The following is a 20,196-nucleotide window of genomic DNA, read 5'->3' on the forward strand; positions in this document are numbered from 1 at the left end:
AAAACCCCTACCTTTAATTATAAGTTTCTTCCAAATTCTCTTTGACCCACTCTAACAGTTCGATTTTTTCATTGCGAATTTGCTGTTGAACAATAGCTGGCAAACGGAAGTTTAATATATCATCATAACCCCATTCATCATACGTAATACTGACTCTCAAATCAAGGTATTGGGCTGTTTCTTCAGATTCTGTTAACAATTCGACTTTCGCTAAATCACTAGCTAACCACGTTCTGGCGATTTGCGTCTTCATTTTTTTGAACTCGACGACCGCTTGATTGCGTTTTTCTGGATAAATCACAGTCTGTCGAATGATTTTTTGGATCAGCATCCATTCATAATCCGAAAACAACAGCTTTACTTTCTGATTTTCAGCAGGTGACAGACTCATTGTGCCGTTTTTCCATGCTTCCCACTGTTCCTCGGTGATACCTAAATGCGTCTCATAAAACTGTTTTTCTGATGTGTATTGCTCAATGATCGTATTTAAAATAATGGCAATTGATACATTATGCATATGTTATCCCTCCTCTTCTATATTTTACTGAAAGTCTGTCATAATGGAAACTTTTTGCGATTGTTTTTGATTATTTTAAAGAATTGATTTCTTTTGTTATACTAAATACGAAGGAGATGATCAATGATGAAAAAATACCGTTGGGGAATGATTGGCCTTGGAGATATCGCAACGCAATTTGCTGCTGGCTTTTCTAATGAAGCAAGTGAACTGTATGGGGTCAGTGCCCGCAGTCTCGCTAAAGTCCAAGCCTTTGCCGAAAAATATGCTATTCCCCATGCTTATGAAAGCACAGATGCCATGTTGGAAGATCCACAGATCGACATTGTTTATATTGCTGTACCTAATGATCTTCATCATGAATTTATTATGAAAGCTCTAATGGCAGGAAAACATGTCCTCTGCGAAAAAGCCATCACCACCAGTGCCGATGAGCTGGCGGAAGAACTAGCTTTAGCCAAAGAAAAAAATCTAGTCTTAGAAGAAGCAATGACGATTTTCAATATGCCGGTTTACGCTCGGTTGAAAGAAGAGATCGATGCCGGACGCTTAGGAAAATTAAAAATGATCCAAGCGCCATTTGGCAGCTACAAAGATCCAGATCCAAGCAATCGTTTCTTTAATCCAGATTTAGGCGGCGGTGCTTTGTTGGATATTGGTACGTATGCTGTTTCATTTGCCCGCTTTTTCATGACGGATACACCAGAAGTGACGTTTAGCAGCATGAAACCATTCTCTACAGGGGTGGATGAACAATCAGTCACGATCCTGCAAAATCCAGCCGATGAAATGGCTAGTGTCACGCTGACTTTCCAAGCGAAAATGCCTAAAACCGGTATCGTCGCTTTCGAAGAAGGATACATTACCGTAGATGAATATCCTCGTGCAGACAAAGCCGTGATTCATTTCCGGGATGGAACAAATGAACTGATTGAAGATGGTGACAGCAGTCAAGCCCTTAATTATGAAATTGCCAATATGATCAAAGCCATCGATGGCGAAATCAAAGGATCGATCCACTTGACCACTGATGTCATTGATGTTTTGGATCAAATGCAAGCTTTTTGGGAACAGCAGTAAAATGAAAAGACTCCTTTGCGGGAGTCTTTTTTAACGTTCCATAGTTTCAATCTGTTCAGAAAAGTCGGCTTTGATTTCAATAAAACTTTTAAAAGTTTGCAGAAACTGAAACAACTGAGCGCGATTTTCAAACTCTGCTCTTGTTTGGGGCAATGGCTTTTGTCGATAATCTTCATAAAGCGCAGCGATTTTTGCCAAGATTTCTTTGCCATTGTTGTTTTCATGAAAGGACTCAGCGGTAAAGGATAGTAGCTCTTGAAACGCATTTGTATAGGCTTCTTCTACCCAAAATAATTGTAAAAGATCAACCATTTCCAAGAGTAAGCGGGCTTGGCTTTGCCGCATAGTAAAGTACTCTTCATAATAGGAGCCTTCTCCTCGCCATTGATTTTCGCTATGAACCATCGCTTGCTGCTTGCCCTGTTTGATCTCTCCTAACAGTGCTTGACAGACATGGGGAAGCGTCGCTTTCTCTTTTTCTGTTAACGCGATCGACATGTCTTTTAAAAGACTTTTAAACGTTTCTTCCACCAACTGCTGTTTTTCTTTCAATGCCCGTTCGCCGTCTGGCATATACAAGTTAAATAAAAGCGCAAAACCAATGCCAATACTCATCAATAAAAAGGCATTCCCTATCAGTGGCCAAGCAAACGAACGTTCCATCATATAATGGGTCACCAAGACCGAATTGACCACGATCCCATCGGTTAATTTGAAAGAGACTGCCGTCGGAATAAATAGGAAGAGAAAAAGAACAAAGCCCAGCGGACCAAAGCCTAAAAGATGGAAGCTGACAAAAGCTAAGAGCGTCGCGATCGCCAAGGAGACCAAACGACCGATCCCTGTAAACAGCGAGGTTTTCTTTGTATTCCCTACACTCAAAATTGCGATGATCCCTGCTGCTGGTGCATACAATAGACCGATCTGCTGTGCCAGAAACATGGACAAACCCGCAGCAATTGCCGTCTTAACTGTTCTCAATCCGATTTTCATTTTTGTCACCTCCTTTGAAAAGTATACTAAATTGTGAGGAATAAGACTAGAATTTCTCAACCGCTTTGGGTATGATTAAGTAAAGGGGGCATTCTACCATGAAACTGGGGCGTTTTCGCTTAGGTATGCGAACGATAAAAACAGCCATCGCTGTCATGCTTTGTATCCTGCTCTTTCATTTCCTTGATCGCGGCCAGCCTTTGATTGCTGCCTTATCCGCTGTCTTTTCATTGCGGCAAGACCTGACCACAACGATCTCTTTTGGGAAATCACGGGTATTAGGAAATACGATCGGTGGCGGTACAGCTATTTTTTACTTTTTGACCAAGCAATATTTTCAAAATGACTTTCTGATCGAATTGTTTGTCCTGCCCGCACTGGTCATCTTTGTCATCGTTTTTTCAGATGGCATCAATAACAATTCTGGCATTATCTCTGCCATTGCGACGATGCTTTTGATTACTTCCAGTGTCCCTCAAGGGGAATCGATCATCTTTGCATTGGACCGTGTACTTGATACTTTTATCGGCACCTTAGTAGCCTTGTCGATCAATTTCGTTATTCGACCGCCTGAGGAAGAGAAAAAGGATGAGATCCAAGAAGATCTGGTCGTTCTAAGGCAAAAAGAACTTGAACTAAAAGCCATGCTAGAAGAAGTCCAAGGGGAAATCTCTGAACAAGAAAAACAAGACAAATAAAAACAGCCTTTTTCCAGAATACTTCTGAAAAAAGGCTGTTTTTGTTACTCATTGGCTTTCAAGGCATCAATCATATTGACATGTTTCAACTTGAAATACATCGCGATCCCTACCACGCCTGAAAACAAGCAGGTCAATCCAGCGGCATACACATAGCTCATTGGTTCGACTGTCGGTGAAAACATGGCGATATCGACTTCAATGGTCTGTAGGACAAATTGATGCTGAAGCACCCCTAATAATAAACCAAATGCAATGCCGAAGATCGTCAGAAAGATATTTTCTCGAAAGACGTACATCGTCACTTCTCGATCATAAAAGCCCAATACTTTGATGGTCGACAACTCTCGAATGCGTTCCGCTATATTGATATTGTTTAAGTTGTACAATACGATAAAGGCTAATGCTCCTGCTGACGAGATCAAGATCCAAATAACGATGTTCAAGGTTGCTGTCGTGTCATCCAAGGCATCTGCTGAAGCTGAAAGAAAGGAAACATTGATGATATTGTCTTGTGCCATCAGGTCAGCTGCGATCGTTTCTTCTTCCGTTTTACTTAAGTGCTGATTGAATTTCAATAATTCACTGTTGTAAGAAGGCGTTTCCTGAAAGACTTTTTCGTACATTTCAGGTGTCAAATAAGCAAAATGACCCGTGTAGTTTTCTGCGATGGCAGCTACCTCTAGTTGAAATTCTTCGCCGCTTTCATTCGTTAACGTCAGGGTGTCCCCCACTGATAAACCAAACAACTTAGCAAGTTTTTCATTGATGATCGCACCATCTTTTCCAAGTTCGTAAGCTTCTCCTGAAACCCTATCATTTAAGTGGACAAATCTCGATAGAGCCGCAGGATCTTCTGGCACGGTTACGGTCACTTCTTGCTGCGTCACCCCCGGTTGAGCCAACGTCAGGCTTTCGGTATGCAAGAACAATCCTTCGTCAAAACCGTCGATTTCTTCTGCAGCAGCTTTTGTTTCATTCATTGCCTGGGAGTCCTCGTCATCAAAGGTGATCACTGCCTGATATTGCCAGATCTTCTCAAACTGTAAAGGAATGATATTGCTGATGGAATCTCTTAAGCCAAATCCAGTCAAGATCATGGACGTACATCCGGCGATCCCTAAGATGGTCATGAGCATTCTTGACTTGTAGCGAAACAAGTTTCGCATTGTAACTTTTTGAATAAAACTTAAGTGACGCCATATAACGGTGATTCTTTCTAAGAGAATTCGTTTCCCTGTTTTTGGCGCCTTTGGTCTTAGCAAGGATGCCGACGACTGTCTTAAATCAAAACGTAAAACCAGTAGCGCGATACCGATGGTACAAAGCAAGCTGACTCCCACAGCAATCAATGAAAGCCGCAAATACCATGGGGTGTCATACTCCGTGAGATTGTATAGCGGTCCATAAGCTTGAATGATGATTGCTGGAAAAAAGGAAAAGCCTACTGCTAGTCCCAATACAGCACCTGTGATGCCTGCTGCAGAGGAATATAGTAAGAACTTCTGGCCAATTTCCCAGTTACGATAGCCTAGTGCTTTCAACGTTCCGATCTCACTGCGTTTTTCATCGATCATCCGCGTCATAGTGGTTAGACTCACTAAGGCTGCGATCAAAAAGAAAATGACAGGAAAAATCGTGGCTAAAGACGAAACGCGTTCCGCATTGTCTTGATACTCTGAATAACCATGATTGGCATCCCGATTTGCTACACGATAAACTGCCGGTTTTAGCTCCAACAATTCTTGCTCTTTTTCCGCAACTTCTTTTTTGGCATCTTCAAGTTTTTCGCGTTCTTTGGGCGCTCTTTCTTTAAATTCAGCAAGCTTTTCTTGAAGGGTTGCTTCGTTTTCTTGGTATTCCAGCCAGCCCTTATCTAGCAAAGACCGACCATTGGCTTGCTCAGAAGCTAAAGTCTCCCGAGCAACACTCAGCTGCGATTCTCCTTGAGTGATCTGGGTCTGCGCCTGTGCCAATTCTTGGCGTCCGGCACTTTTTTGGCCCCAACCAGCGTTGACTTGCTGCTGTGCCTGCTGAAGTTGCGCTTCTTGGTCATTGATCGTAGCCAATTGCCCGAGTAATTGGGCACGTTGTTGCTCACCTTCGGTAATGAGTGGATTTAATGCATCTTCAGCTGCCGTCAGCATAGTAGCAATCATCGTTTCATCGATTTCCTCCAGGTCAGGAATCGGACCAATGACATCTGTCGGCAGGTTCAACTGTGCCAGAGCGGCCGTTACTTGTGCATAGACGGTAGGCAGCTGGGCCATTTGCTCCTCTGCAGAAAGTTGACCCACACTTTTGATTTGATCCATGCCTTGGTATGCCAGAGCAAGTTGCTCCTCCACTTGTTGGACGCCATTTTGTAGTTCGGTTTTTTGTGCCGAAATAGGCGCTAATTGGTCTTGGGCCGATTTTACTTGGGCTTCTTGCTGAAGCAACGCTTGTTCGCTTTGATCTAGCAATCGTTGGGTTTCCGCCAATGCTTGCTTGCCCTCAGCTATTTTTTGTGCTTCACTAGTCAACTGCTCTTGGGCAGCTTGAATTTTTGTCTGGAAGGCTGCTTCTTGTTCCGTCAGTTCCCGGTGCGCCTGTGCTAATTTTTCTTGTGCGTCGTCGAGTTCCCTTTGTGCTTCTTGCAGAGCCTTTTCTCCGTCGCGGATCTGTTCTTTGGCTTCGTCAATGGCTGGTTGCGCTTCATCGATCAGCTCTTGCCTGCGTCCTTGCGCCCGAGGAGCCAACTTTTTCTCAACTTCATCACTTATTTGATCTCTTTTCGTCTGATACGCTTCTGAATAGCTTTCCATTTGAGATAAGTCATCAAAGCGAACTAAAATTCGAGCGTACGCACTTTCTTTAAAATCCTCCTCAGGAATCACCGCAAAGTAATCCACAGTCCCATTACCAACGGTACTGTTCCCCCGATGAAAGTTCTCAATATATTCAGGACTATTGACAAAGCCCACGATCGTGAAGGTATGGGTTTTTAATTGATTTTCGCCACTTTCTGGTAACTCAAAGGATTCATCTAATTCGAAACTACCACTATTTTGCGCCGCTTGATCTAAGGCGATTTCCCCTGATTTTTGTGGCAATCGACCAGAAGTCACCTCATATTGATTGACAGGTCGTTCAGTTGAAAGAGAGAAGACACGAATCACAGCACGATGATTTTCGGCATTGATATCGGCGATCTGCTCCGTCTCAACCGCCTTAACACCATGCATTTCCTCAATGATTTGGCGATCCGTATCCGACAACCCCAAAGTTGAAGCTATCGTGAGGTCGGCTAATTGTTGGCGAGAAAAGTAATCTTCAGCAGCTTGTTTCATATTAGGGCCGGTGGCGCTGATCCCGACAAAAAAAGCGACTCCTAAAAAGATAATGCCTAAAATGGACAGAAACCGCCCGGGTGCTTGTCTAATTTCACGTAAACTGGAACGTAATAATGTTTTTTTCATAGGCATTTACCAAGAAATAGAGGCAATTGGAATTGGATGAGTATTTTTTTCCATCTTGCGAACCTTTGCGTCATTGATATGGATCACGCGATCCGCCATGGGAGCCAATGCACTGTTATGTGTAATGATCAAAACGGTCGTCCCGGTCTCGCGAGCTGTTTTTTCTAAAATAGCCAAAATCTGTTTTCCTGTTTCATAGTCAAGTGCCCCAGTTGGTTCATCACAAAGCAGCAGTTTGGGCTTCTTGGCTATGGCACGAGCGATCGTGACCCTTTGCTGTTCACCGCCAGACAATTGTGCAGGAAAGTGATCCAAGCGATCACCTAATCCAACTTGGGTCAAAATCTCAGCTGCATCAAGTGCTTCGGGTACGATTTGTGCCGATAGTTCCACATTTTCTCTAGCCGTCAAATTCGGCACCAAATTATAAAATTGAAAGACAAATCCGACGTCTTTGCGACGATAGGTCGTTAGTTGTTTAGCATCAAAGCCAGCAATATCCGTTCCATCGACAATCACTTGGCCGCTGTCGCATTGATCCATCCCGCCTAGTATGTTCAATACGGTGGATTTACCGGCACCACTAGGTCCAAGGATCAGCGCGATCTCGCCTTTCTCTACGGAAAAAGAAACGCCATCATTGGCAGCAATCACCGTATCGCCCATTGTGTATTTCTTCACTTCTTTCACTACATCAATATAACTCATTTTATTCCTCCAAGAATTCCAGCGCCGCATGCGCTTTCTCGCTTATCAGTGTATCACATTTTTTCCCTTGAAAGAAACCGCAAAAAAGCAGCACAAGGTCGTGCTGCTAAAAACAAGTCATTTATTTAAAGTGATCCAGATTGGCAAAAGCAAAACAAATCATTTTGTGTGGTCCGCAATTCTTTGTTGCGTTTCTTGCCAAAGTTTCTGTGCTTGTTGCTGCTCCTTCGGGATCTCGGTTGGGACTGCTTGACGATCAACAAAGTAGTGGCCACTGATCCCTGCAACGTCTGGACTTAGAGCTAAGTAAATCGCTGTATCTGCCCCTTCTTCGGCTGTTTTAAAAAAAGGCGTCAACATTTTATAAATAGATTGACCAAATCCTGTTTGTCGACTGACCCCTAAGCTGGTCGCCACAGCTCCCGGATGCAAGGAATTAGCAGTAACGGTCGTATTGCGTAGCTGAAACGCAAGCGCATCTGTAAATAAAATCAGGGCTTTTTTTGAGCGGCCATATTCCCGCCAAGGGAAAAAATCCGGTACATCGAAAAAGCGCTGATCCTTTTTCTTTACAAATTTGTAGGCGCCGGATGCCACATTGACGATCCTGCCGGCATCGGCACGCTTCAATAGAGGTAGTAACTGGCGGGTCAGTTCAAAGTGACCCACGTAATTCACTCCCAGCATTTGCTCGAATCCATCGGCCGTTCGCTCCTTTTTTAAATTGACGATGCCCGCATTATTGATCAGTACATCCAATTTCTCAAAGCGGGCATTGATTTCAGCGGCTGACTTGCGTACGCTAGCCAACGACCCCAGATCACCGATCACTAGATCGATCGCTGAATTTCCTGTCTCTTCCTTCAAACGTTGCTGTGCTGCCTGTCCTCGTTCGGCAGAACGGCAATACAAAATCACATGCATCCCTGCTTTTGCTAACTGTTTGGCTGTTGCAAAGCCCATGCCGGCATTGGCGCCGGTTACTAAAATCGTCTTCAAATCCCAATCATCTCCTTCATAGGATGTCGTTTTCTTTCATCATAACTGAAAACAAAAAAATCTGCTTAAAAAACAGATCAAGAGAAGCTCTCTTCTTGTTTCTTTAAGCAGATTGTTTCATTTTACGCTTGGTAGCGGCAGACACCATCTAAATAGGTGGCTGTTACATTCATTTCTTGATCCAAAACGATAAAGTCAGCTGGGCGACCTTCTTTGATCATGCCGCAAGCATGGTCAATTTTGCAACTAATTGCTGGAATCAAGCTGGCCATCATAACCGCTTCTTGAGGGGTAGCGATTCCCCAGTCTACTACATTTTTCACAGCTTCTTTTAGTTTCAAAATGCTGCCGGCAAGATTGCCAGTTTCCAACCGAGCCGTTCCATCTTTCACCACTACTGGAAATTCACCTAAAATGTAATCACCGTCTGGCATGCCGCCAGCCATCATACAGTCAGTGATCAAGGCAACATGGTCGTGACCAGCTTTTTCCATCAAAATCTCAGCTGCTTGAGGATGCACATGGTGGCCATCACAAATCAACTCTGAAAAAACTTCTTTTAATGAAAGTAGGGCACCAACCATTCCAGGCTCGCGATGGTTTAATCCGCGCATTCCGTTGAAGGCATGAACAAAAACGCTAGCCCCCGCTTCAACTGCTGTTTGCGCTTCTTGTAATGTACCGTTACTATGGCCTAGAGCAACCACTACGCCTTCTTCCGTCACTTGCGAAACAAATTCCTTCACACCTTCGCGCTCAGGAGCCAAGGCGATTTTCTTGATAATTCCACCAGAAGCTTCTTGCCATTCATGGAAGGTATCGATATCAGGATCACCAAAATAAATCGGATTTTGTGCACCTTTGTGTTCCTCAGTAAAGAATGGGCCTTCAAAATAAATTCCTTGGATTTTTGCTCCTGTAACTTCGTCTTTGACTTTCCCAACGGTTTCTGCTACATCACGCAACCGTTCTTTGCTTGATGTTAAGGTTGTTGGTAAGAAAGATGTCACACCGCAAGACAAAAGACCTTCTGACATGGCTTTGATGCCCTCTGCATCGTTGTCCATCACATCATGGTTCATAAACCCGTGGATATGAGTATCCACAAGACCTGGTGCTACCCATTTGCCTGAATAATCTTCTACATCCGCATCAGCAGGGACTTCATCGACGATCGCGCCGAATTTTCCCTCCTTGACCTCCAAGTAACCAGGGCCATGAACCGCTGATTTCAGAAAGAATTTGTCTGCGTAAATATATTTATTCATCTTGATCGCTCCTCTATTTCTTTTCTTCCTTAAAAGTACTCTTATTTGCAGCAGAAGTCAAGAAAGGTCTACACCACTTTATCAGATTGGCGAATATCCATGACGGCACGATACAGTTGAAAACTTTTTTCAGCCGCTTTTTCTTCTTTTAGTCTTTGAAGCAATTGTCCTTTTAGTTCAAACAATTCTTCTAGAAAATACAAGCTATTTTTCTCTCTCGCTAGGGCAATGCCTTCGTTCGTTACTTTTAGTGCGAGACAGTCTTCCTGTTGTTCCTTCAGAAAGACCGCATAATTGTAATAAATTTTGGTCAACGCCGTAGATAGACGTTCCGGTGGCAAAGCATGCATGGCATCATAAGCTTTTTCTAGATAAAAGCGTGCTTCACCCAATTGCAGCAAGTCACTGTAGACGCGCCCCATGCAACTAAGAATGCGAATTTCCATCACGGAAACATTGGTTTTATCCTGTTGATAGGAATAGGCCAATCCTTTTTTTAATGCCTCGAGGGCGGTATCATAGTTTTGATCGAGAAAATAATCGCAACTTCCTAAGTAGTAGTAATACATTTGCATATCCGAATCTAAATACAGATACTCTTTGATTGCCTTGTCTTCCATTTTTTCCCGCATTTCTCGAAACTGTTTATGGACAAAATGCGATTCGATTTCCGCAAAAATTTGATTGGTTTTGTTGATCTCTTCCGAATGAAGCATCATCACTTGATCCAAGGTGACACCTAAACGTTGACAGATTTGATACATCACCCAGACATTGGGCAGCTCTTCATTGTTTTCAATACGGCTTAAAACACTTTGCGAACAAATATCTTCCGCTAACATCTTCTGTGTCATCTTTCGTTTTAGACGAATAGTACGGATGATTTGACCAAAAGATTCTTCTTTTTTCTTCATGATCGTCCTCCATGGGAAATTCTTATAAGAACCGAACGTTTCTTGTCAAAAATGCGAATTCGCATTTTTAATTTTCTTTATTTTAGCACATAATGACAAAAAGGAAAGCAATTTCAAGAATGTCTTGTTATTTTTCCACAATTTCAAATGAGGTGTTAAGATGACGATCGACAGTACGATCTTTTTTACATGGGAAGGCAAAAAATACCAAGGGATCATCGAACGGGAATATGAAAATTCAGTCCTCGTTCAAGTGACCGATCCTAGTGCTGAAATGCTGGATAAATTTACCAATCGAATGATTGTCAGCAAAAAAATTTGTCAACCAGTTGCCGAATAAAAACATAAGCACCGCTCCCTCACGGTTGTTGAAGGAGCGGTGCTTTTTTATATTCTTATTTCTGACGATAGGACGCCAAAAATTCTGTCATTTTTTCAGCAGTCGTTTTTAAGTCTTCCATATTAGGAAGATAAACGATTCGGAAATGATCTGGCTGTTGCCAGTTGAACCCACCGCCGTGAACCAGCAAGATGTGGTGCTCGTGTAAAAAGTCTAAAACAAATTGTTCATCATTGGTGATATTAAAGCGTTGAATATCAATTTTAGGGAAAATATAAAAGGCGGCTTTCGGTTTCACCGCTGACAATCCCGGAATGTCATTGATTGCCTTGTAGATAAACTCTCTTTGTTCGTAGATACGACCACCTGGTAGTAGCAACTCATCGGAACTTTGATAGCCGCCAAGTGCGGTCTGGACGATTTGTTGCGATAAAACATTGGAACACAGCCGCATTGAAGACAACATATTCAAGCCTTCGATATAGTCTTTCACATTGGACTTGTCGCCACTGAGGACCATCCAGCCCACCCGGAAACCTGCCACTCGATGAGACTTAGACAAGCCACCTAACGTCACAACGAATCGATCTGGCGCTAATGTAGCAATCGGCACATGGACATAATCATCCATGACTAAACGGTCGTAGATCTCATCAGAAAAAATGATCAAGTCATGCTCACGGGCAACCTCGACGATTTGTTGCAAAACTTCTTTTGGATAAACGGCGCCGGTGGGATTATTTGGATTAATAATAACGATCGCCTTGGTTTTGCTGGTGACCTTAGCTTTGATGTCCTCGATATCAGGATTCCAATCTGCTTGCTCATCACAAATATAATGGACGGGCTTTCCGCCAGCTAACGAGATCGACGCTGTCCATAAGGGATAGTCAGGCATCGGCACTAACACTTCATCCCCATTGTTGCAAAGACCTTGCATGCACATCGTGATCAGCTCAGAAACGCCGTTACCGGTATAAATATCATTGATGGTCACATCAGGAAATTTCTGTAATTGATAATATTGTTCGATCGCTTTACGGGCCGAAAAAATCCCTTTCGAATCAGAATAGCCTTCCGATTCTCGCACGTTCATAATCAGGTCTCTAACGATCTCATTTGGGGCTTCGAACCCAAAAGGCGCTGGATTCCCCGTATTTAATTTCAAGATACTGATGCCTTCTTCTTGCATCCGATCGGCTTCTTCTAAAACTGGGCCGCGTACATCATAACTGACCCCTTCAAGTTTTGACGACTTCGAAAATTTCTTCATATTCCATTTCTCCTTTAACCATAGGTCAACGTCAGGTTATTGGTTCTCGTCGTTGATCTCTTTTCAGATTGAACCTATTATAGCAAAAAACTTTTACCTATGGCGAAATTTTTTTGCTTCTCCTTCATCTGTGCTTGTCCCGCTCTCATCTCGTAAATAGTGCGACAGTCAGTGATTTTCAGGAAAATACGTCAAATACAATTCATTTAGTGCCAAGTGCCCCACAGAAAAATCAGTGATCCCTGCAGCGATAAACCGTTGCGGCAGCTGAGGATCGCTGATTTCTACCAGATAGATCCGTCCTTGCAGATCGATGGTCACTGTCGTTAATTCTGGAAAAGCCACCAAAAAATCTGCCGAGTCCGTTTTTAAGTACAACGGTTCATTGACTAACGACTTGCGCCCAAAGTATTCGTGAATGATCTTGCCGTCTTTTAAAAACAAGACCCGATCCGCGTAGGAATCCAAATTCGTCAAAATATGCGAAGCAATCACGATCGCTTTCTTTTGCGCTCGCAAGGCTTTCAACACGTTGGAGATCAATTCGACATTGGTTGGATCCAAGCCATTCATGACTTCATCCATCAGCATATATGGCGTATCCGTCACGATCTGCATCGCAAAACAAAGACGTTGCCGCATCCCAAGTGAATAGGTGCCCACGGGGCGTTTGATATAGTCACTCATCCGCAAGCGCTCAATCGTTTCGTCCACTAAGTGTTCCTCTGAACGCCACATTCGCTGATACAGCTTGAGATGCTCGAAACCACTCAAATCATTGTACAAATCATTTTGGTCAGGAAAAAACGAAATTTGTTGATGCGCTGCCACTTCTGATTTTTTGGTCACATATACTTGACTGCCATTCAAAAATACTGCGCCTTCATTCGGCTGGATGAAATTCATCGCCACATTTAATAGCGTGGATTTCCCAGTACCGTTTGGGGCGACTAATCCGACGATCTCACCGGGAGAAAAGGCGATGGAAAGTTGATCCAATACATTTCTCGTATACGTGACCGTCACATTTTTCAGTTCTAACATATCGTTCCTCCTATGCCAAATGAAATTTTTTGCGTTGGATCGTCACGAAGAAACATATTTCGATCAGAAGCCAAACGCCTCCTAATAAAAGCAACCCTTTTTCCATCGTAAACCCTGCAGAACCAAAATAAAAACGTGTCCAGCCTGAAAGGACTTGTCCCACATTTTGATACAGATAGACATACAGCGTTTTATCAAGGTAAGCACTGAACCAACGTCTTTGGAAAATATAGGGTGAAAGCAAGCAAAAACCAGCCACAAGCAAATTAACCAGTTCTGAGCGAAACAGGGCACTGAACAACAAGATGCCGCGACAATAAATAAACTGCAAGAAAAGCGTCGCAAGAAAACATTGGCCTATAAAAAGACCGATGGCTTGTGTTTCAAAAGCGTTGAAATCGGTGATCGGGTAGCGGGCATCAAAGGTCGATGATAAAATCGTGACCGGCAGTTCCAGGGAACCAAAGCCGAATTGTATACCAGAACCCAACCAGAGAAAGAACATAGTCCCAAGTGTTGAAATTGCAGAACCGACCATCAATACTGCCGTTTTGCTCCAAAGAATCTCTTCTGCCGATAATGGCAGTGAAAGAAACAGGGATTTATGTCTTCGTTCTTTTGGTAAACAATCAATCGCAAAAAATAAAGAAACAGCAAGCAATAGAATCGGTAAATATCCAGTAAAACTTCGCTGCAATGCCTGTATCCCCGTTTTTTGCTCCATGACTGCTTGAGAGAGTTTCTTATTCGGCAACTGGCTGAAGGCTTCCATAAGCTTAGCGGTTGAAGCATAACCAAAGCGACCGTCATAGGCAGCGTAGTAATTTTGAAACGTATAATAATCCGGTGTATAAAAAACATTTCGTTCATCGGTAAACTGCAACGCCAATTGGTACCACGTACTTGTTCCTTGTGCATAAGCTTGCCAGTCTTCACCAGCTAGTGCATCTAAACGTTGTTTTTCCGCTTCGTTCCATGGGGTAAACATTTCAACTGCTAAGCTTGCCGACCAATGGTCAGAAGGATTGGCTGCTTGTTGATCAAGAAAATCTTGTCGCACAGTATAGCGTTGTTGCATTTCCGTTTCATCTACTCGTTCAATCGGGCGAAAGTCTCTTTGCCAAAAACTGTAAACGCCGCTGTAGATAAGAAGCAAGCAAAAAAGACCAATGGTTTTCTTGCTCTTTAAGAGTTGACGTAATTCAAAGAAAAAATAGTCTTTCATCCTTTGCCTCCTTTCAACAAGCGATTCTGTTTATCCGCAACGAGCATGATGCTTAAACAAAGGAAGATCCACACCACCGTGAGCAGCCAACTAACATAGACGCCCCAAGAAGTACCAGAACCCAAAGCAAAGGCGCCCGAATAAAATTTATCCATAGCAGCTAGATGAACTGGTAACAGTGGGATCTTTTGCAGCATCGGAATCAAGCCTAACCCATAAAAAAGCACTAGCAAAAAGAAAGAGACATATCGATTGGCTGCGATCATATTCATAACAAAACCTAAGCATTCGATCAAACCAATCAGCAAGGCAAAAGAAACCATACTATATAAAACGCTTTGCCAAAAAGGTACGGCGACCCAATCCCCACTGAGATAGACGGCTACTGGATACTGCCAATCCCCGAACTCCCCCAAAAGGCTCATTGAAAGAAAGACACCTAAGAAGAACACAACCAAAACGCCTAAATTTGTAATCCCTTTGACCACAATTTTACTTAACATCCGAATCGGAAAAATCTGCGGGTACGAGCGAATCAAAGAGAAGTGTTCTCTTTCTTCTATCAAATTGTCACTGGCAAAAAAAGCCCAAAAGAAGAACCCAAAATTCAGCAAAAGCGTTATTGCCAAAGCGACAGCGGTCTGGGTATTGGCAGCCGTGAGGACCGGCTCTTTTTCTTGCTCGGCTAAGGCTTGATAGACCGTTCGCTCTTGTTCGATCGTCCACATAGGCGGTAAAAAGGCTTTGTCCTCAACTTCAGACGCCCAAATCTGCTTTTTTAGTTCTGCAATTTGAATACTCGTTTGATTAAATCGTTCGTATTCCTCCATAATCAAGTTGGATAACTGCCGTGAGGTCAATGTATTATTTTCAAGCAAAAGTTGATACACCTCTTGCTCATCAGGCGAGCCCGACTGATTGGCTTGGTAGCGATCAACAAGCCGTGAGGCTTCGGCTTTTTCTGCAGTGATCGTGGCGGGCAAGTTGATGGGTTCCATTAGTTTCAAATAAACGGAAAAACAGCAGCCTAAACTAAAGGCACCCATGAGTAGGAAGATAAATATTCTTTGTTTCGCAGATTTGGCTAATTGGTTTCTAAAGTAATTCATTTGCTCTCCTCTCAAAAAATCATTCATTCTTTTAGCATACCGTTTATGACAAAAATTGCAATCCATTGTCTGAATATTCTTTTAAATAGCTCTAGGAAAAGTTATTGACAAACCTGTCAAAAATCAGGTAAGATATTTTTTAGACGCGGTGTGACAGAACTACTTCAGCCTGCGTTACCTTCTATAGTATCTGCGGAAATGACGGAATGGCAGACGTGCAAGATTGAGGGTCTTGTGAGCAATCGCTCGTGTGGGTTCAAATCCCATTTTCCGCATCCTTACAGCTTCCCCATTGTGGGAAGCTGTTTTTTGTTTGCACAAAAAATTCCCCCCTGGCGATCCTTCAATGAATTCTCTCGATCGCTTGATCTTGAGCAACTACTCCTAAAAAGTTAATAGTAACCCTCCTTTCCCTAAACACAAAAATCACAATAAAAATTCTTTTATCATTGCATATGAATCTATTTTTAATATAAAATGAATAATATAACAGGTATTAATGAAAGCTAGTTCGATGTTCCGTTTTTTCTTATTAGCGTATCAGAAATAGTTACTTGAATGAACGAGTGATGGAAAATCTTTTCAGCATTTTTTCCATTTACCTATCCTCCTCCTTTCCCCCGATGAACAAACCTCTTCCGACCGTTTTCTCAGTTACTTTCGATAGAAAGAAGGAGCCTAATGAAAAAAAGAATACTGATCACCCTATTGTCATTCGTTATTCTGCTTATCGGCTGCGCGAAGGCAGATGAAGAACTGTCAGAGACCGTTGCGCTTGGCATCGAAGCACGACTGGAATATACAAACCAGTCTGGAACGGGCTGGGCCTATTATCAACCTGCGACCTTAGAATTGCTGATTGCCGGCAGCCATGCCGAACTGGCTATTTTGGAAGAACTTGATTCTTCCGACGAAGATCTTCAGCAATTGATCAGCCACACGGTTGATTTGATGGCAACCGCTGAACGAGCGCTAGTGGAGCGTCGGATCGATGTCCCTGCTTGGTTTGCTGCCCGCATTGGTTATAGCCAGGCTCTGGTTGCGATTCATGAACGGAGCCCTATCATTCTCAGTAATCAAGACAACCTCAACAGTCTACTGGAGGTAGCAAACGAAACGATTCCTGAAGCCGACCCACGGGAAAAGCTGGGGCTTTTAGCAGACGATATCGAACAGCTTCAACAGCTCACAGAAGATACGCTTACTCTTCATCGCAGGATCGAACTTGACGATGGACTCACTGCCACTGTTTACCACACAAGGGAAACGAATGTTGACGTATTGGTTTTTGCGAAGTCCGATGAGGAGTACGCATCTGGGTTTACTGTTCTTAATCGGGAAACTGCCGACGAGCAAAAAGCTGCCTTCTATGAAACGATTTTACGAGCGCTGGTCATAAATATTCCTCGTGAATCCTTGATGTTTATGAATCGATTCGATCAATCTTCTGATGAACATCAGTTGGCGGTGATGACCTATGGCTTTGATCATGACATTGACCAAGACATGGTCGCTACCGTTTATCAGCAGCTTCAATAAGCTAGCGCCAAACGCAAAGCCAGCAAAACAATGATGAACAAACTCAGACCGAGAGCAAGAAATCTTCAGAACAAAGACGAGGGATAGCCCGTGCCAAAGCCTATACTAGACGAATGACTTTTCCCGTACTCGCATGATACGACAACTAGAATTTGAGGGCGTTTCCCATGATGATGCGCAATGGGCAGTGGACCACCTCACTATCGACTGGAACGAACAAGCGTTGCAAAAAGCAAACAGCTACCGTCTCAAGATGAATCTACCTCATGCCAATATCCGTCGTTTATTGGCTTCAGAAGTCTTTTCAGCAGAACAAATCGACTCTGCGATGACAACCATGGATAATTACAAACTAACAAAAAAAGGAGCATCGCGATGCCCTTATGTTGCCCCTTATATTGTTGCTATTTTTTATACCCAAGAAAAGTCTCGATTTGATGCGTTCATTCGAACAAAAAAGTGAAGTTTACCAGAGACTCACGAGAAGGAGAAAAATGAAAAAACAAGTTTTGCTGCCCTTATTGCTGCTATTATGCCTGATTTCAGGATGTGGGACGAGAAATTCAGCAAGTCCTGAGGAACTTTCTGAGCGCATTGGTGCCGCTTTAGATGCCGGTTGGGAACATACCTATCATGCAGAAAATCTTACTTATGAGTTAAGTATTGAAAATCTCGAACTGATGATTCGAGGCAAAGAAGCAGAATTGGCCTTTCTAGACCAGGTCAATAGCAACTCAAAACACAAGGCGGCATTCATTGAAAACACGGAAACAATGATCGCACTCGCTCAAGAAGCGATCGAAGCTCGCTATCTGGATATGCCGCGTTGGGTTACCGCTCGCAATGGCCGGATCGAAGCCTTACTTGCCATCCATGAGGAAAGCCCGATCATCGTCAGTAGACGAGCAAAATTGCAAGAATTATTCAACGAATACGAAGAGGATTTGGCACTAGTGACAGTTGGGGCAAACAATCCACTTGACGATGAAGAAACGATCAATGAAGATTCACGAGAAAAGCTTGGTTTGACGCCTGATACACTTGAACACTTACACCAACAAAGCGAAGACCAAGAAATCGAGTGGCAGACCGCTATTGATTTGGCGAACGGTGTGACCATGAATGTCTTTTCAACAAAACATGAGCCAGTGGAGATTCTCACATTTACGAATGCTGGCGAGACCTATCCTTCCGCAATCACTTTGTTTAATGGCCAAACGACGGAAATCGTTCCCGAGATAATGACTCCTTACGAAGCCGTTTCCGCTTATTTTAACGAAATAGCCGCTGCTGTTTATGAAACGATTCCATCTGGCTATCTATTTCTGGTTGAATCACTATGGCTTGAACTGGAAAACGACAATCGTTTTCACTTCAGAACCTACGTGTTTGATAACGAAGTGACCGAGGAAACGATATTAGCAGGGTTTCATCGCGCCCCGACTGTAGCAGCAAGCTATGAGCGCGAAAACAATGCGACAGAACGAGAACTGGAAGCCTTTTTCCTCGTTAGAGCGCAAGGAAATCGTCGCTTTTATTCAAAACAAGAGATGGCAGAACTGTTAGAAACAGAAGGTTTTACTGCGGAGGAAACACAATGGGCATTGGAAACCCTCGATGTAGACTGGTATCGTCATGCTTTAGGACGCGCCAATCAATCCCGTCGGGTGTTAGGGATCCGCCAAAGAAATATGGCTGCTCATCTTGAAGGGAACGGCTTCTTACCTGATGAGATCGAATTTGCGATTGAAAACATGGAAAATTAGTATGTAGTGGACGAATCCCAATTCTCCATTTTGTCTTAGCGTAAACAAAAAACCGACCAATCTTCCTGTTTAAGATTGGCCGGTTTCTTTATTTTTTGGTTTTGATTGGTACCATGGTTTTGCGACGATGCTGCTTCATTATTGCTTGAAGACCATAGACCCCAACTCCGATAATTCCAGCAAAAGCCGAAAAAGCAATAAAAATCACAGGAGACGCCCCACTTTCTATTAATTGTTTCCCTTGGACAAAGAAAAATAAGCCCATACTGATCAATAATGCTAGAAATAGTGACTGTCCCGCCCCGTTTTTTTTCATGCTTGCTCTCCTTTTACTTGATTATAGGTTATTCTCTCATTTCAAGAATGAAAAAACCTCCATCTTAAGGCTGATTCTTTCTTTCAATGATCAGATTGATCCCATTCGGATCAGTCAAATGCAAGCGGCTTTCTGTTTCTAACCCATAAGAAACGCCACTTGCCTTGAGATGACTTCGTAATGTAGAAAAAGCCAAAGCTGGCAAAACGATCGTAAAGTACGCTAAGCCTAGATCCTTTTCTTCCATAGCTGGAACATTTCTTCCCATCCAAATATTCGATCCGATATGGTGATGATACGCACCAGCAGCAAAAAACTTTGCTTGGCTACCAAAATCTGAAGTCAAACGCATGCCTAAAACTTGAGTGTAGAATTCTTCTGTTTTTACCAAGTCCGCCACTTTCAAATGGACATGCCCTACCATAGTGCCAACTGGAAAGGTCGTTTGAGATCGGTCAGCGGCTCCCAGCACGCCTTGTGCGTCCATTTCGACAGTAACGCCTACGATCTCACCGTCTGCTCGAATATCCCATTCACTCTTTGGTTTGTCACGATACACTTCGATCCCGTTTCCTTCTGGATCGGTCAGGTATAACGCTTCACTATACCCATGGTCGCTGGCACCATCGAGGGGGGCTTTGGCCTCCAAATAATGAATCAGCATATTTCCTAGGTCTTTACGGCTAGGCAAAAGAAATGCCGTATGGAAAAGGCCTGTTTTCCGTGTCAAAGGCAACGGATCGCTTACCTTCTCTAGAACTAAAAGCTCTTGCGCTCCCACGCCTAATCGCGCGTGATCTACACTTTGTTCCAATAAAGTCAGACCGATCACGTCCGAATAAAACTGGCTCATTTTTTCTATGTTTGCTACTTTTAAAACGACTTTACCAATTGCGGCAGTTGCATCGATTTGATAAGTTGATTGAATCATGGTCATCGCTATTTC

The 20,196-nt window shown here is 43.2% G+C and carries 19 protein-coding genes and 1 tRNA gene; 7 read left to right on the forward strand and 13 right to left on the reverse strand.

Annotated elements, in window-relative coordinates; all coding sequences use genetic code 11:
• Positions 1-13: 13 nt before the first annotated feature.
• Positions 14-517 carry a hypothetical protein gene (locus A5870_RS09565; protein ID WP_077453804.1) on the reverse strand — a complete coding sequence of 168 codons (504 nt, stop codon included), beginning with the start codon at positions 515-517 and terminating at the stop codon, positions 14-16.
• A gap of 123 nt (positions 518-640) precedes the next feature.
• Here A5870_RS09565 and A5870_RS09570 point away from each other — a divergent pair, with 123 nt between their 5' ends.
• Entirely contained in the window at positions 641-1,597 is a 957-nt protein-coding gene (locus tag A5870_RS09570; RefSeq protein WP_086292559.1) for a Gfo/Idh/MocA family protein, read from the forward strand.
• Between the two features lie 30 nt (positions 1,598-1,627).
• Here the strand turns inward: A5870_RS09570 and A5870_RS09575 are convergent, their stop codons facing one another.
• Positions 1,628-2,590 (reverse strand): aromatic acid exporter family protein, encoded by a 963-nt coding sequence (locus A5870_RS09575; RefSeq protein ID WP_077453806.1) that lies wholly within the window; start codon positions 2,588-2,590, stop codon positions 1,628-1,630.
• Positions 2,591-2,688: 98 nt separating this feature from the next.
• On the opposite strand from A5870_RS09575, the gene A5870_RS09580 reads away from it, so the two are divergent.
• Positions 2,689-3,288, forward strand: a complete 600-nt coding sequence (locus A5870_RS09580; protein WP_077453807.1) for an FUSC family protein — start codon at positions 2,689-2,691, stop codon at positions 3,286-3,288.
• Between the two features lie 44 nt (positions 3,289-3,332).
• Here A5870_RS09580 and A5870_RS09585 read toward each other — a convergent pair whose 3' ends face one another.
• From A5870_RS09585 to A5870_RS09605, 5 genes are all read right to left on the reverse strand, one after another.
• On the reverse strand, positions 3,333-6,755 hold the full coding sequence (locus A5870_RS09585; RefSeq protein ID WP_086292561.1) for an FtsX-like permease family protein: 3,423 nt from the start codon (positions 6,753-6,755) through the stop codon (positions 3,333-3,335).
• Positions 6,756-7,457: an ABC transporter ATP-binding protein gene (locus A5870_RS09590; protein ID WP_086292563.1), complete on the reverse strand. Its 702-nt coding sequence runs from the start codon at positions 7,455-7,457 to the stop codon at positions 6,756-6,758. It abuts the gene before it with no gap.
• A 159-nt stretch (positions 7,458-7,616) separates the two neighbouring features.
• Positions 7,617-8,456 (reverse strand): SDR family oxidoreductase, encoded by an 840-nt coding sequence (locus A5870_RS09595; RefSeq protein ID WP_077453809.1) that lies wholly within the window; start codon positions 8,454-8,456, stop codon positions 7,617-7,619.
• Positions 8,457-8,578: 122 nt separating this feature from the next.
• Positions 8,579-9,724, reverse strand: a complete 1,146-nt coding sequence (gene nagA / locus A5870_RS09600; RefSeq protein ID WP_086292564.1) for an N-acetylglucosamine-6-phosphate deacetylase — start codon at positions 9,722-9,724, stop codon at positions 8,579-8,581.
• A 68-nt stretch (positions 9,725-9,792) separates the two neighbouring features.
• On the reverse strand, positions 9,793-10,638 hold the full coding sequence (locus A5870_RS09605) for a helix-turn-helix domain-containing protein (RefSeq protein WP_086292566.1): 846 nt from the start codon (positions 10,636-10,638) through the stop codon (positions 9,793-9,795).
• Between the two features lie 160 nt (positions 10,639-10,798).
• Between A5870_RS09605 and A5870_RS09610 the strand changes: the two genes are divergently transcribed.
• The gene (locus tag A5870_RS09610) at positions 10,799-10,978 is read left to right on the forward strand and encodes a DUF2187 domain-containing protein (RefSeq protein WP_077453812.1); all 180 of its coding nucleotides are present in this window, start codon (positions 10,799-10,801) and stop codon (positions 10,976-10,978) included.
• A gap of 55 nt (positions 10,979-11,033) precedes the next feature.
• On the opposite strand, the gene A5870_RS09615 is transcribed toward A5870_RS09610, so the two are convergent.
• The 4 genes from A5870_RS09615 to A5870_RS09630 all read right to left on the reverse strand — a co-directional run bounded on the left by A5870_RS09615 (position 11,034) and on the right by A5870_RS09630 (position 15,629).
• Complete coding sequence (locus A5870_RS09615; RefSeq protein WP_081118523.1) at positions 11,034-12,251, reverse strand: pyridoxal phosphate-dependent aminotransferase; 1,218 nt, start codon at positions 12,249-12,251, stop codon at positions 11,034-11,036.
• A gap of 168 nt (positions 12,252-12,419) precedes the next feature.
• The gene (locus A5870_RS09620) at positions 12,420-13,295 is read right to left on the reverse strand and encodes an ABC transporter ATP-binding protein (protein ID WP_081118522.1); all 876 of its coding nucleotides are present in this window, start codon (positions 13,293-13,295) and stop codon (positions 12,420-12,422) included.
• A 10-nt stretch (positions 13,296-13,305) separates the two neighbouring features.
• Complete coding sequence (locus A5870_RS09625) at positions 13,306-14,520, reverse strand: ABC transporter permease subunit (RefSeq protein WP_086292568.1); 1,215 nt, start codon at positions 14,518-14,520, stop codon at positions 13,306-13,308.
• Positions 14,517-15,629: a hypothetical protein gene (locus tag A5870_RS09630; protein ID WP_086292570.1), complete on the reverse strand. Its 1,113-nt coding sequence runs from the start codon at positions 15,627-15,629 to the stop codon at positions 14,517-14,519. The genes A5870_RS09625 and A5870_RS09630 overlap by 4 nt, the downstream gene beginning before the upstream one ends.
• Positions 15,630-15,821: 192 nt before the next feature.
• Here A5870_RS09630 and A5870_RS09635 point away from each other — a divergent pair.
• The 4 genes from A5870_RS09635 (at position 15,822) to A5870_RS09645 (ending at position 18,934) form a co-directional block, all read left to right on the forward strand.
• Positions 15,822-15,904, forward strand: a tRNA-Leu gene (locus A5870_RS09635).
• 406 nt (positions 15,905-16,310) lie between these two features.
• Positions 16,311-17,168: a hypothetical protein gene (locus A5870_RS17650; protein WP_242595955.1), complete on the forward strand. Its 858-nt coding sequence runs from the start codon at positions 16,311-16,313 to the stop codon at positions 17,166-17,168.
• 133 nt (positions 17,169-17,301) lie between these two features.
• Positions 17,302-17,631, forward strand: a complete 330-nt coding sequence (locus A5870_RS17655) for an Ltp family lipoprotein (protein WP_242595956.1) — start codon at positions 17,302-17,304, stop codon at positions 17,629-17,631.
• 31 nt (positions 17,632-17,662) lie between these two features.
• Complete coding sequence (locus A5870_RS09645) at positions 17,663-18,934, forward strand: hypothetical protein (protein ID WP_086292572.1); 1,272 nt, start codon at positions 17,663-17,665, stop codon at positions 18,932-18,934.
• Positions 18,935-19,022: 88 nt separating this feature from the next.
• Here the strand turns inward: A5870_RS09645 and A5870_RS09650 are convergent, their stop codons facing one another.
• Complete coding sequence (locus A5870_RS09650; protein WP_086292574.1) at positions 19,023-19,250, reverse strand: hypothetical protein; 228 nt, start codon at positions 19,248-19,250, stop codon at positions 19,023-19,025.
• A gap of 64 nt (positions 19,251-19,314) precedes the next feature.
• A complete protein-coding gene (locus A5870_RS09655) occupies positions 19,315-20,187 on the reverse strand; it encodes a VOC family protein (RefSeq protein ID WP_086292576.1) in 873 nt (290 codons plus the stop codon).
• Positions 20,188-20,196 lie beyond the last annotated feature (9 nt).

It is taken from the genome of Enterococcus sp. 2G9_DIV0600 (assembly GCF_002140615.1).
GTDB classification, from domain to species: domain Bacteria; phylum Bacillota; class Bacilli; order Lactobacillales; family Enterococcaceae; genus Enterococcus_D; species Enterococcus_D innesii.